The organism is Chitinophaga sp., assembly GCF_039596455.1.
Taxonomy (GTDB): domain Bacteria; phylum Bacteroidota; class Bacteroidia; order Chitinophagales; family Chitinophagaceae; genus Chitinophaga.
In genome coordinates this window covers 2,381,929-2,395,300 of the sequence record NZ_JBCNJR010000001.1, presented here as the reverse complement: position 1 = coordinate 2,395,300, position 13,372 = coordinate 2,381,929, and the positions used below count along the sequence as shown (strand labels likewise).

Here is a 13,372-nt window from a genome sequence, read left to right as displayed (position 1 = left end):
ACGTTGGCCCCCACGTTGTCCCACACGTTGGCCCCCACGTTGTCCCGCACGTTGTCCCGCACGTTGGCCCGCACGTTGGCCCGCACGTTGTCCCCCACGTTGGCCCCCACGTTGGCCCGCACGTTGTCCCCCACGTTGGCCCCCACGTTGTCCCACACGTTGGCCCCCACGTTGTCCCGCACGTTGTCCCGCACGTTGTCCCGCACGTTGTCCCGCACGTTGGCCCACACGTTGGCCCCCACGTTGTCCCACACGTTGTCCCCCACGTTGGCCCGCACGTTGGCCCGCACGTTGGCCCCCACGTTGGCCCCCACGTTGGCCCGCACGTTGTCCCCCACGTTGGCCCCCACGTTGGCCCCCACGTTGGCCCCCGGCTCGCTACGCTCGCCTTTCTTCAGCTTGGCCATCTCCTTGAATAGGGATACTGCATACTGCACCCCCATAGGGGAGTCCACGAATACAATGCGCTGCGGTGCTTTCATCTTGCTGAACTCGTACAACCAGCAGATAGCCCTGGCGGCTGCGGCACGGTTGGTGGTGTTAGAGCAGGAGAAAATGTAGTTGAGCCAGAAATCGCGGACTTCAATCATCTTGGCTTCCTGCTCTGGTGTTAATTTTTCTAGTTTCTTTTTCATGTAAGTAGTGGTATTTGAAGGTTTATACTGAGAGTGTTTACATCCCGAACATCCGCCGCATCCTGAGCATGCAATACCTGCTGAGGTGCTGGTAGCGCATGGCGCTGAGCTTGTGGCGTTCGTAACCGAGGGTGTCATTAGCCTGCAGGGCAGTCTCGGCGCGGTCTATGTAGTCCGCCGCACGGAGTAAGGCGGTGTCGGAGAGAGTGAGCCAATTAAGCATTGTGTTTCTGTATTAATAGGTGATTAATTACATCTTTGCAGAGGGTGTCGCTTATCTCATCTGCCAGCCATCGCTCCCATTCTATCCAGTGTTTGCGGCCGTCTATCATAAGGGCTACGTCTATGGTGCCGCCATCTGGCCTAGTATAGTCGTGGATGTATCCCAGCAGGTACAGCGTTTCCAGTAGTTCAGCTGCGCTGGGTGCGTAGTCCTCCTGCGGCTCGCCGTTCATGTCCCATATCACATATACACTGCCTGGGTTGGCCTCGCGGGAGTAGTCAATGATCTCGATCATGGCTGTTTGTTTTCAGGTTTGAGTACCTTGTCCACGGCAATCTGGGCCGCATGCTGCGCGCGGCCGAGCCGCATGTAATCTTCCGGCTTGCCTTTCAATGACTCTGTGGCATCCTTCATGAGCAGTAGGGCGTGCAGTAGTTCGCGTTCAATCGGTGTTAAATCTGGTTTCATGCGATTTTTGTTTTTCGTATCTGTTTAGGCTTCAATGCCCCAACCAGGATGCGGGCTTTGAGGTCGGCAACCGGGTCTACCTTGTTCCTCTTGCGAGAAGAGCGAGGCCGGCCTTTCATATCAGCCTGGGCCTCAGCCTCTATCTCATCGGCAATTTTCCGAAGTGCCAATACCATTGATATTTTTTGATTAGGTGTCATGTTGAGGCGGTTAAAGGGATTCAATGATAGCGTTACGCTCTTCTACCACCCTTCGGGCCTCATCCACTGCCGTCTTGAGCGCTTCCACGTTCTTGCTCTTCCCTGCAAGCGCCTCCAGCACGGTAGCCCGGCGCAGGCCTTTGTCTCGGCAAATCTTGGAGAGGTTGACCTGGGAGAGCAGGGCCCTGATTTCAGTCTTTTTATCTTCCGTGAGCATACGTATTATGGATTTTGCGTATTTTCACGCGTACAACTTTCGTACACGTGACGTAATTTTGTTGTCAATTACACGTACAAAGTAAAATGATATTTGTCATTTGACAAAGAATATTTGTCTAAATATTTACCTAATTATTTGAAAAATGTCAAAAAACGAAGGGGAGACGCTTAGAAAACTTGTAAAAGGGAGCGGTTTGCAAGTGCAGGAATTTGCCGAAAAGCTAGGAATGACACGGCAGAACCTCAATTACCTATTTAAAAAAGACAGAATAGGTGAGGAAGTACGGGAGAAAACAGCAGCGCTTTTAGATAGTTCCCCTAACGAGCTATTTGACAAACAAAATGTAAATAGGAATTTGTCAGCAGACCCTGAAAAAGAGGCCTTGCGAGACCTGGTGGAAGCTCAAAAGGAGATAATCAAGAATTTCAGGCAGTTTGTCACAGCCCAGTTGATAAGAAGTGAGGCGTTTCAATCTGAGACGTTGTACCGTCTGGCTGAGGTACGTTTACTGATTGACCCAAAGAAGAAGGGCGCCGAGGTGAGCCAAGAGGTGAAGCAATACGAACAGGGCGTTGAAGATAGGATAAAAGACATTCAATCATCTTTGGGGCTGTAGGTTGCTTTGGTTTGTCGGTAAATCTTTTCATCATCTGCACTTTAAAATTGAGGTATAATGGAAAAACAAACTTATCCCTGCATTACGCCGGGTATCTGCGTAGTTAACATTTTACCCACTGTGGATAAATAAAGTTCATTACGCAGATAAACTGCAGTATCAAATATATTGTTAACAATAATTTTATCAATTTCCTACTATGAAAAAACTTTTAATCCCACTACTGGCCCTGTTTCCCTTACTTAGCTTTTCGCAAAAGCGGAGCAAGCAATCAACAGAATATGAAAATAAGGCTATGGAAATTTTAAGAGAGAGAAGGAATAACCCTTTCATAAAGATGGCCTCAGGGGCCAGCGTGATTGGCGGGGGAGGCATAATGCTTGCCGGGGGTACAATTATATTAACCAATACAAAAGACGATAGTGGCCGCACAATTGGCCAAATAGTCACCGCAAGCGGAGGCGTTCTTACGCTTGTTGGTGCTATTATGCTTGGAAATGCAGCAACAAGGGCTGCACCAGCCTGGCGACCTACATCTAAATCAAGGTTTAAGATTACCGGAAACGCAATTGCAATGACCTTTTAAACGTAAAACATGAAGAAAGCACCATTGATTCTGTATATTTTACTCGTGCCTTTTTTTGCCTTCTCTCAGTCCTCATCACCTGATGATGATGCTCCAGGACTACTGGATAAGCTATCAAAAAATAAACGAGAAAAAACGACCGAAAAGCCAATTAGACCATTTAAAGGCGCCGCGAAAATAGTGGCCACCTTCGACAAGTCGAACGAAGAACTTTTTGATTTCATAAGCAAGAAACTAACAACTGCTGGATATACAATAGACAAGAGAGAGCGAGATTTACTGCTTATAACTACTGAACCTAAGCCCTTAAAGCAGATTAACTACAAATTACGTCTCGTAGTGGAAGATAGCGTTATGGTGCTTTCCTCTGAATACATTAGTGCCATTGGACTGCAAATTGGTAATGTGAAAACTGAGCAAGCCTACCAAGATTTAAAATACAGCTCAAAAATATACGTGACGAGAGAAGCATTTGATATAATAATATCATTTGTTGATAGCTTAAACCCCATGTCCGTTACATACGCGAGATAGGGGTGATAATACTCCTCCATCAAATTAAAGCGTCAAACAAAAAGTCAAACATTTAAATAAAAATACAATCAAATTAAAAAGAATAAGCACTTAGAAATAACTGAATATCAAATAAATGATCTATGATTACCCATTCGATGTAAATACGCTTATTTTGCACAGAAAATACACCAGCCATGCAAACATCAGCAATACTCTACAATGGAGAATTAAGGACCACCGCCACCCACCTGAGGTCTGGCACCGTCATAGAAACAGACGCCCCGGTAGACAATAACGGGAAAGGAGAACGCTTTTCCCCCAGTGACCTGGTAGCCACCGCCCTGGGCTCCTGCATGCTGACCATTATGGGCATCAAAGCGCGTGACAAGGGCTGGAATATAGACGGCACCAAAGTGAGCGTGGAAAAGATCATGGGCACGGAACCCCGCCGCATCACCGGGGTGAACATCGTATTTGATTTCCCCGCAGGCCACGGGCTGGAGGAAAAAGAGCGTAAAATACTGGAAAACGTGGCCCACACCTGCCCCGTAGCGGAAAGCGTACACCCGGATATTAAACAGAACGTAACTTTTAACTGGTAGTTATCAGCAACGTTCAGGAGGGGCTGACTAAAAAGGATGCCCCTCTTTCGGGTAGGTGATGGAGGCAAAAGCTCGTTTACGCAATTCTCAGCGCCGTCGCCACCCTTTTTGGTCAGCCCCTCTTCTTTTCACATCCACTCATCCTCCTCCCCTTCCCGGCAGGCCCACACTTCTTCTCCTCTCAGCAAACGCTCGCCAACGGCGCAGTTCAGGCAGTTTTTTGTGTCACAGTAATACTGTTTGAGCTGCAGCAACGCCTGGGAGTCTGCCGCGTTGACCGCCGTTACATGCTCTTCCGCCCAGCCCCGCAGCACGCGGTTATTTTCCGCCGGCAGCTCCTGTAAAAACCGCAGCGCGCGCTGTTTGTACTGGGGCAGGCCCATATAGTCCCCGTACAAATGCAGCAATGGCGCCACGGTATTGATAAAAAGGTGCTGTACGGTACCTTTTCCCAGCCCGCTGGTACGCACGGCCGGGATATCGAAGCGGTAATGGTGCCGCCAGTACGCAGACGGTTCTACGAAAAACACGCTTTCTGCTTCCGCCAGGCTATCTGTTTCCAGCAGGCGTGAAAACAGGTGGGGACTGTTGTGCAGCAGGGCCGCAAAGCAGGCAAGACGGATGGTGGGAAAGGACGATGGCCGCATGCGCAGCCATTGCCAGCTGTGAGCCGGAATAGCCTCCAGCCGGTATTTATGTTGCAGAAACCTGTACTCCTGCTGCAGCTCCTGCGGGTAAGCATCTGTAAAGGCGCCGCCCAGCATGCCCGCCTGGCCAAAGAGCAAGGCTTCCAGCCGGTGCAGGTGGGTACGCTGCCGGGCCAGTACCATGAAAGGCATAGAAAAAGAAAGCTGCAGAAAGGCTGCTGTATTGACCGGCATGCCAAACCCCTGCGCCATGGCCCGGAAACAAACTTCTTCCCAGTTGCAGCGGCTTTGCTCCAACCAGCCGCGCAGCACATCCGCCTTGCGTTGGAGCCTTGCGTGCAGGAGCCGGGCCTTCCAAAGGTGCCAGGTATCTTCACTCACGCGGTGCAGCAACGGGGCGCAGGGTACAAAAGCAGCGCTTTCTTTCAGTGCCTTGTAGCGCTTCAGCATCAGCTTGGGAATACGGGGCTGCAGCTCCAGGCAGGGCGCGGTATGGAAAGGCACATCATGCTCAAACACTACATGCAGCACCACATTGTCATACCGCGGGTTGCGGTGGTGGCCATGCCGCCGCCAGTCTGACGTGCGGTAATGCAGCTCCACATTGCCGGCCCATTCCATGCCGCCTATACGCAGGCGGGCGCCGGTAAAGTCTGGCCCTGCATGGCGGTTCAGCTCCCCGGGATCAATCACGTACAGAGGCTCGCCATTCACGGTAGCCAGGTTATGCTGGTTGAAAAGACGGAATTGCCAGATATGTTGCAGCAATTCCTCTGAGAAGAGCGGGTTAACAGTATTCATAAAATAGTATTACTAAAGTATAATTAAGATACGCTTTTTTCAGGAACCGACATGTATAAACATACATGAGAGCTGATGCCAATACATCCCAAAGTAGTCTTTCACATCATGGTGAATATTTTCCCTTCGCACTAAAACACAATACTATGGCCTGTTTCAAAAGAATGATAAAATAATTTTCTAATTCCCTACTAAAATTGTAGACTTTTAGGATTTTATTTCTAATTTTGAAATTCCAGGAGCTCCTTCTTTGGAAGTACGAACCAACAAATTAAAAAGCACAACCATGAACCGAGTGAATTGTGGCCAGCCAACGAATGATACAGGAACGCATGCTGCTGTAACAATGCTGTGCTGTAGCTAACAACTTTTATTTATTGATCTGCATAATTACCTGAAACGCCGGGCCGGGTAAGTATTGCCTGTTATTATGATGCGCCTTACAAGCGCGGGGGCTTGTTATGCCTATACTCACCAGTTATTCTCTTTTAAACATTAGACATTTATGAAACAAAATTTCAGCAGTACCGGATTCCTTGCAGCAGCCCTCTTGCTGTTGCTGGCGGTTATAATACCCGGCAAAGCTGCGTATGCAGACTTCCGGAACTACCGCGATTTCACGGTTACCGGAAAAGTAACGGACGAAAAAGGGGAAGTGCTTCCCGGTGTGGTTGTGCGTGTGAAAGGCACCGGCCTCGGCACAACAACCGGAGAAGATGGCCGCTTTGAGATCAGCGTACCAGATGAGAACAGTATTCTTGTATTTAATTATGTAGGCTTCAGACAGCAGGAGGTTGCGCCCGGCAAACAACGGACATTGCTGGTACAGCTCCAGGGCAGCAACCAGCAATTGAACGAAGTGATTGTGGTGGGTTACGGCACGCAGAAGCGGCAAGACCTTATCGGGTCTGTTTCGCAGCTGTCTTCTTCAAGGCTGAACAACCGGCAGGCACCGCAGGTATCCAACGCCCTCACGGGACAGCTGCCGGGGGTTACCGTCATTCAACGGTCCGGCCAACCCGGCGCCAGCTCCGGCAATATCAGCATTCGGGGTGTTGGTTCTTTCGGTGCAGGCACCGCCCCTCTCATCATCGTAGACGGTATTCAGACCACTTCTTTTAACGAGATTGACCCGAACGACATTGAATCCATTTCCGTGCTCAAAGACGCATCTTCAGCCGCTATTTATGGCGCAAGGGCAGCAAACGGTGTATTGCTGGTCACCACCAAATCCGGCAAAGCGGGGAAAGTACGGATCAACTACAACGGCTATACCGGTTTTCAACGCGCAACAGCTTATCCGGATATGGTGAACTCATGGGAATACGCAGCGCTGTACAATGAAGCTTCCAGCTCACAATCCTATACCGAAGCAGATATTCAGAAGTTCAGAGATGGCAGTGACCCGGATAACTATCCCAACACAGATTTTATTGGCGCCGTGTTTTCAAAGCATGGCGTTCAGACCGGCCACAATATTGCTGTCAGCGGCGGTAATGAAAAGAACCAGTTTAATATCTCCGGCGGGTATTTATTCCAGGACGGGCTGGTGGTGAAAAACAACTACAACCGCTACAACTTCCGGTTGAACCTGACCAACGAACTGAATGACAAACTGAAGCTCACCACACGCATTGCAGCCAGCCTGGCAGATTCCCGTGAGCCCGGCACCCCGGCAACACTGGATGCGAACGGCGTGACAGGCATTATCAGTTCCGCAGTACGTTATCCCGCCATTCATGCCGGTAAACTGTCAGACGGTTCTTACGGCCTTGGCGTTGTGCAAAAAGGCACGCCCGTTTCCTTTCTCGAAACCGAATCGTTCACAAAGAACAAAAGCCAGAACCTCAATGCCAATCTGCGGCTAGACTGGCAGGTGATCAAAGACCTCAGCTTGTCTGTACTGGGCGGCTACAGTCAGCTGAACGCCCGGCAAAAAGATTTCAGCGCCTCACAAACACTGAACCCTACGCTGACTCTGGGCCCTAATTCATTAAGCATCTCTACGGAAACCAACTATTATAAAACACTCCAGCTGCTTGCAGACTACAACAAAACCTTCCATAAACACAAAATAGGTTTGCTGGCAGGCGCTTCTTATGAAGACAACCTGAACGAAGCGCTCGGCGCTTCGCGTGACAAGCTGCCGGGCAATGACCTGACAGAGATCGGCGTAGGCGCGCTTGACAATCAGAAAAACAGCGGCACCTCAACAGAATGGGCTATCCAGTCGCTCTTTGGCCGCTTCAAATACGCTTATGAGCATACATACCTGCTGGAAGCAACACTGCGGTACGATGGTTCCTCCCGTTTCCCCTCCAGCAGGAAGTACGCCTTGTTCCCTTCCGTTGCCGCCGGCTGGCGTATTACGGAAGAGCAGTTCCTGAAAAACAGGGTACCCTGGCTGAACGACGTTAAGCTCCGCGCTTCATACGGCATTCTGGGCAACCAGAACACGCAGCTCAACGGTGTGCAGAACTATTACCCGTATCAAAGCACATTGAACCCGGGGGTCAACTACCCATTCGGCGGCATTATTACTTCAGGCGTTGCGCTCACCCAGCTCACAGACCCCAACCTGCACTGGGAATCTACCCGTACCGCCGATGCCGGCCTGGATGCCGTCTTTTTCAATGGCAAACTGGGTATTGGCGTAACCTACTTTGACCGGTACACATATGACATCCTGTACAGTCCTGCCGCCAGCGTCTCCGCCGTGCTGGGCTTTGACCTTTCCCAGCAGAACACGGGCAGCCTGACCAACAGGGGATGGGAGTTCACCGCAGACCACCAGAACAACGTGGGCAATTTCAGCTACAATATCAGTGCAAACCTGACCATCACTACCAACAAGGTAAAAGACCTGGGCGTAGGGAACGTGATACAGCCGAACGGCCTGGTTGGGAACGGCAGCAGCCTTTTCATCGGTTACCCTATGAACCTGTATTACGGCTACGTGGCAGACGGCCTGTTTGTAGATGCGGAAGATGTAAAGAACTGGCCTTCGATGACGGCTATCAACCCCGGCGCACAGCCCGGAGACGTCCGTTACCGGGATATCAGCGGGCCTGATGGCGTACCCGACGGAAAAGTAGATGCTACATATGACCGTGTGATACTGGGCAGCCAGATACCAAAGTACACCTTCGGCCTCAACCTTGGCGGCGCGTACAAAGGGTTTGACCTGAACGTGCTGGTACAGGGCGTGGCGGGTGTAAAAGGTATGCTGAGCGCGTATGCGGGATATGCGTTCAACAACTTTGGCACCATACAGCGCTGGCAGGCGGAAGGAAGGTGGACGGCAGATAACCCCAGGAGAGATGCTGAGTACCCGCGCCTGGAGATCATCTCCAACTCCGGTACCCCCAACACCCTTACGTCTTCTTTCTGGACGCTTGACGCCTCCTACGTACGCCTGAAGAATGTGCAGATAGGTTACTCTCTGCCGGCAAACGTTTCTTCAAGGGCCGGTATTGCAAAAGCGCGCATCTATGCCAACGCGGAAAACTTTCTTACCTGGAACAAGTACCGGCAGGGATGGGACCCGGAGATCAACTCAAGCGGCGGCTACTACCCCATCCTGGCCACTTATACGGTTGGTTTAAACATTACCTTTTAATTGCAGCAACATGAAACTGAAATATGTAATAATAAGCGCAGCTTTGCTTTCAACATTGCTGGCAGGATGCGCGAAAGAACTGGAAAAATCGCCAACGGACAAATTCGATGGCGCCAACTTCTGGACAAGTGAATCGAACACCTTGCTGGCGCTCACAGGCGTTTACCGCGGCAACCTCAAATTTAACGGAACGGAAGTGGTGCCCAGTGACTGGTGGTCTTATGCCGGTTTACTTTTTATGGAGTTCTCCACAGACAATGCGTATGACCGCAGAGGGGAAAATTCTTCCTATAACAAATTGTCTAATGGCACATTGACGGCTAACATCGACATTCTGAAAAGCTACTGGTCTGTCAGCTATGCCAAAATTGCCCGTGCAAACTATTTCCTGGAGAACGTGGAAAAAGTACAAATAAACGAAGCAACGAAAAAGCGGTTCATTGCAGAAGTGCGCTTTCTCCGCGCGGTGCAGTATTTTTACATGGCACAGTTCTGGGGCTCCGTGCCCCTGGTAAAAAGAACGCTCACGCCGGATGAGGCCAACAACGTACTGAAGGCCCCCAAAGCGGAGATCGTGCAATTTGTGGCGGATGAATTCAATGCTGCTGTTCCTGACCTTCCGCGCCACCGTGATGTTCCGCCTGCGGAGAGAGGCAGGGTAAGCAAACAGACCGTGCTGGCCTTCCTTGGGCGCCTTCACCTGGCAGAAGGGAAATACCGGGAAGCCGCTGATGCCTATAAAACGATCATCGATTTCGGGGACAACATTATTGACCCTGACTATGCCGGTCTTTTCCAGACCTCTAACGAAAACAGCAACGAGATCATCTTTAGCGTGCAGTATATCGACAACCTTGCGGCGGTGGCCATGAACCAGCATTTTTTCCCTGCGGTAGCCGGCGGCTGGCATATCTTCTGCCCGCTTGGCAGCATTGTGGAGAATTATGAGTTCAGTGACGGAACGCCGTTTTCATACAACGATCCACGCTATGACCCGCAAGACGTTGGCAAGGGCCGGGACCCCAGGCTGCGCTACAGCGTGATCTACAACGGAGATACTTTCAAGAACCTCCGCTATATCACCCATCCCGATTCCAGCAATTCTCCTGACCAGCTGGGCGCGGGCAAACAAACCACACAAACCGGCTACGGGCTGAAAAAGATATGTGACGAAAGTGCATCCACCAACCTCCTGAACTATGGAGGCAATACCCCCGTGATCCGCTACGCGGAAGTGCTGCTTTCTTACCTGGAAGCAAAGCTGGAAAGCGGCCAGGCTATTGACCAGGCTTTGCTGGACGCCACCATCAACCAGGTGAGAGGGCGCGCATCAGTGAACCTGCCCAAAGTAACGGAAACAGCGCCCGCTGCGCTACGCACCGTTCTCCGCCGGGAAAGGCGCAGTGAGCTGGCATTTGAAGGTATCCGCTACTGGGACCTCATCCGCTGGAAGGAAGCAACCACAACGCTGAATGGCGACTTTTACGGAGCACCATTTCCCAACGCCGTCAAGACCCGTAAAAAAGGCAACATTACAGACCCGTACAAACGCTGGTATGTTACCTCAAAAGCTTTCAGGCCCGCTGACTACACCTGGCCCATTCCTCAAAGCGAGATCAACGTGAACCCGAACCTTGCAAAATAGTTAACATGCACAGAAGAAATTTGCTGAAAGCACTATCCATCAGCCCTTTTGCGCCTTCCCTGCTCCTTGCGGGGCAGGCGGCAGGCGCAACGGCTTACACTACAAAAGATTATGCATCCGGCTGGGAGCAATTGCCAGACATGAGCTGGACGGGCGCGGAATTGTGGGCGCAACGCCTGCAGGACTGGAATATCCTTGACGGGTCACTGGTGTGCAACCTCCGCGCCCCTAACCGCACTGTACATCTGCTAACGCACCAGCTCTCCGGCAGGCACCTGCCCTTCCAGACAAGCGCCATCATCCGCTTCAAACCCGGCCTGGTGCAGAAAAAAGGGCACTTTGCCGGCTTCAAGATCGGCGTAAAAGGTATTATCAAAGACTACCGCTCAGCGGTGATCACCGGTAAAGGCCTGCATTGCGGCATTCATACAGACGGGAGCATTTTCTTCGGGCAATCCGTAGCGCAGGCAATTCCCCAGCAGGAGCTGCACAGTGGCGTGCGCCTTGCGCTGAACGCCGTACCGGCGGGGCGTGATTACAGCATCACCCTTACCGCGCATTCAGCCGGCACGGGCAGCCCCCTGACCACGCTGAAAGCGGAACATATACCGGCAGACAGCCTGAGCGGCAATATTGCACTGATCAGCCATTTTGATGGTGAAGATGCAGAAGATGAAGGCTGGGTAACCGGGTTCCGGGAATGGAAAGCAAGCGGTGACAAGCTGGATTATGATGCTTCTCACACATTCGGCCCTATTTATTTTGCCCAGTATACACTTCACCGGAACGTACTGAAGCTTAGCGCCCAGCTTGCACCGGTAAATCTCTCCCTGAACAATAAAGCAATATTGGAAGTAAAACGGAACGGGCAATGGCAGGCCGTTGCGCAGGCTGCCATCCACCCCCTGGCACGGGTGGCGGCTTTCCGCGTGGAAAACTGGAAGGAAAATACAACTGTTCCCTACCGGGTGAAATATGAAGCGTATTCCTACGAAGGCAGCATTGCCGCAGAACCGCTTAACCGGGACGATGTGAAGGCACTCGTCTTTTCATGTAACGGAGATTTCGGTTTCCCTGACAATGATGTCGTTAAACATGCGGCGGCACACAAAGCAGACCTCATTCTTTTTCTCGGCGACCAGTTCTACGAAAGGAATGGTGATTTCCGCACCCAAACCGCGCCGCTGAACAAGGCAGCCCTGGACGTATTGCGGAAGTGGGTACAGTTCGGCTGGTCTTACCGCGAATTGTTCAGGCATATCCCTTCTGTTTGCCTGCCTGACGATCATGACGTTTTTCACGGCAACTTATGGGGCTCCTCCGGGAAAGCAGCAGACATCACCGGCAACAAGTCACGAAGCCAGGACACCGGCGGCTACCTGATGCCGCCGGAATGGGTCAACCTTATACAGCTTTGCCAGACCAGCCATATGCCCGATCCGTACGATCCTTCGCCGGTGTTGCAGGGAATTTCCGTGTATTACACCCACTGGCAGTATGCCGGCATCAGCTTCGGTATTATTGAAGACCGGAAATTCAAGTCTGCGCCCAGGAATGTGTTGCCAGACGAGGCGGAAGTTTTTAACGGGTATGCCCAGAACACGGCATTCGACATTACAAAATGGACGGAGCCCGCCACCATCAGCCTGCTGGGAGAGCGGCAAATGGCATTCCTGGATGAATGGACACAAGACTGGTCTAACCATACACAGTTCAAAGTGCTGCTGTCAGCCACGCCCTTCATGTGCCTGCAAACATTGCCGGAAGGATCGCTGAATGACCAGGTGACCGGCAGCCTCACAATACCGGAACCGGGCATCTATGTAGCCGGAGATAAACCCACACGTGATATGGATACAGACGGCTGGCCGCACCACCGCCGGGATGAGGTGGTGGCCCTGCTGCGCAAAGGTTTTGCCTTTCACCTGGCGGGCGATCAGCATATTGCCTCGCTGGTGCAATACGGTACAGCTGCGCATGAAGATAGCGGGTATGTATTCACTACGCCTGCTTTGGGAAATGTATTTCCACGCCGCTGGTGGCCGCCGGTAGACAAAGATCATCAGCATCTGCCCGGCCAGCCTGCGTACACGGGGAACTTTGAAGACGGGTTCGGGAACAGGATCACGGTACATGCAGTTGCAAACCCGGTGAAAACCGGTCTTGAACCAGCGGTTGTATATGACCGGGCAACCGGGTACGGCGTGGCAACCTTCCACAAAAAAAGCAGGGAGATCACTGTTGAATGCTGGCCACGCCAGGCAGATCCGCATCTGCAGCCCAAAGGGCAATATACCGGCTGGCCCAGGACCATTCGTCAGCTGGACAATTACAGCCGGAAGGCATTGGGCCACTTGCCGGCCCTGCATGTTAACGGCCTTTCAAATCCGGTCATACAGCTAGTGCATGAAGGAACGAGACAGGTTGAATATACGCTGCGCATCCGCGGCCAGCAGTTCCGGCCACATGTTTTTGAAGAAGGCAGTTACACCGTTATTATCAGCGGCCCTGACGAGGGTAAGGAAAAGGTACTGAAAGGCCTTACCATCCGGCAAACGGCGGAACCGCTTATTGTAAATCTTTAAACTGGTACA

14 protein-coding genes are annotated in these 13,372 nt (G+C 51.6%); 7 read left to right on the top strand and 7 right to left on the bottom strand.

The window, feature by feature from the left end; all coding sequences use genetic code 11:
- The 6 genes from ABDW36_RS09705 to ABDW36_RS09680 all read right to left on the bottom strand — a co-directional run.
- Positions 1 to 635, bottom strand: a 635-nt coding sequence (locus ABDW36_RS09705) for a hypothetical protein (protein ID WP_343701692.1), incomplete at its 3' end; no start/stop codon positions are given.
- Positions 636 to 672: 37 nt separating this feature from the next.
- Entirely contained in the window at positions 673 to 858 is a 186-nt protein-coding gene (locus ABDW36_RS09700) for a hypothetical protein (protein WP_343701691.1), read from the bottom strand.
- The gene (locus ABDW36_RS09695; protein WP_343701690.1) at positions 851 to 1,153 is read right to left on the bottom strand and encodes a hypothetical protein; all 303 of its coding nucleotides are present in this window, start codon (positions 1,151 to 1,153) and stop codon (positions 851 to 853) included. The genes ABDW36_RS09700 and ABDW36_RS09695 overlap by 8 nt, the downstream gene beginning before the upstream one ends.
- A complete protein-coding gene (locus ABDW36_RS09690) occupies positions 1,150 to 1,326 on the bottom strand; it encodes a hypothetical protein (RefSeq protein ID WP_343701689.1) in 177 nt (58 codons plus the stop codon). The genes ABDW36_RS09695 and ABDW36_RS09690 overlap by 4 nt, the downstream gene beginning before the upstream one ends.
- Positions 1,323 to 1,526: a hypothetical protein gene (locus tag ABDW36_RS09685; RefSeq protein WP_343701688.1), complete on the bottom strand. Its 204-nt coding sequence runs from the start codon at positions 1,524 to 1,526 to the stop codon at positions 1,323 to 1,325. Before ABDW36_RS09685 ends, ABDW36_RS09690 begins: the two co-directional genes overlap by 4 nt.
- Positions 1,527 to 1,536: 10 nt before the next feature.
- Complete coding sequence (locus tag ABDW36_RS09680; RefSeq protein WP_343701687.1) at positions 1,537 to 1,743, bottom strand: hypothetical protein; 207 nt, start codon at positions 1,741 to 1,743, stop codon at positions 1,537 to 1,539.
- A gap of 145 nt (positions 1,744 to 1,888) precedes the next feature.
- Between ABDW36_RS09680 and ABDW36_RS09675 the strand changes: the two genes are divergently transcribed.
- The 4 genes from ABDW36_RS09675 to ABDW36_RS09660 all read left to right on the top strand — a co-directional run bounded on the left by ABDW36_RS09675 (position 1,889) and on the right by ABDW36_RS09660 (position 4,066).
- Positions 1,889 to 2,362, top strand: a complete 474-nt coding sequence (locus ABDW36_RS09675; RefSeq protein WP_343701686.1) for a helix-turn-helix transcriptional regulator — start codon at positions 1,889 to 1,891, stop codon at positions 2,360 to 2,362.
- Positions 2,363 to 2,561: 199 nt separating this feature from the next.
- Positions 2,562 to 2,948, top strand: a complete 387-nt coding sequence (locus tag ABDW36_RS09670) for a hypothetical protein (RefSeq protein WP_343701685.1) — start codon at positions 2,562 to 2,564, stop codon at positions 2,946 to 2,948.
- A 9-nt stretch (positions 2,949 to 2,957) separates the two neighbouring features.
- Complete coding sequence (locus tag ABDW36_RS09665; protein ID WP_343701684.1) at positions 2,958 to 3,482, top strand: hypothetical protein; 525 nt, start codon at positions 2,958 to 2,960, stop codon at positions 3,480 to 3,482.
- A gap of 176 nt (positions 3,483 to 3,658) precedes the next feature.
- The gene (locus tag ABDW36_RS09660) at positions 3,659 to 4,066 is read left to right on the top strand and encodes an OsmC family protein (RefSeq protein WP_343701683.1); all 408 of its coding nucleotides are present in this window, start codon (positions 3,659 to 3,661) and stop codon (positions 4,064 to 4,066) included.
- 128 nt (positions 4,067 to 4,194) lie between these two features.
- Here ABDW36_RS09660 and ABDW36_RS09655 read toward each other — a convergent pair whose 3' ends face one another.
- A complete protein-coding gene (locus ABDW36_RS09655; protein ID WP_343701682.1) occupies positions 4,195 to 5,514 on the bottom strand; it encodes a DUF2851 family protein in 1,320 nt (439 codons plus the stop codon).
- 505 nt (positions 5,515 to 6,019) lie between these two features.
- On the opposite strand from ABDW36_RS09655, the gene ABDW36_RS09650 reads away from it, so the two are divergent.
- From ABDW36_RS09650 to ABDW36_RS09640, 3 genes are read left to right on the top strand one after another with little or no spacing between them, the layout of a single operon-like run.
- On the top strand, positions 6,020 to 9,133 hold the full coding sequence (locus tag ABDW36_RS09650) for a TonB-dependent receptor (RefSeq protein WP_343701681.1): 3,114 nt from the start codon (positions 6,020 to 6,022) through the stop codon (positions 9,131 to 9,133).
- 10 nt (positions 9,134 to 9,143) lie between these two features.
- A complete protein-coding gene (locus tag ABDW36_RS09645; RefSeq protein WP_343701680.1) occupies positions 9,144 to 10,778 on the top strand; it encodes a RagB/SusD family nutrient uptake outer membrane protein in 1,635 nt (544 codons plus the stop codon).
- A gap of 5 nt (positions 10,779 to 10,783) precedes the next feature.
- Positions 10,784 to 13,363 (top strand): alkaline phosphatase D family protein, encoded by a 2,580-nt coding sequence (locus tag ABDW36_RS09640; RefSeq protein WP_343701679.1) that lies wholly within the window; start codon positions 10,784 to 10,786, stop codon positions 13,361 to 13,363.
- Positions 13,364 to 13,372 lie beyond the last annotated feature (9 nt).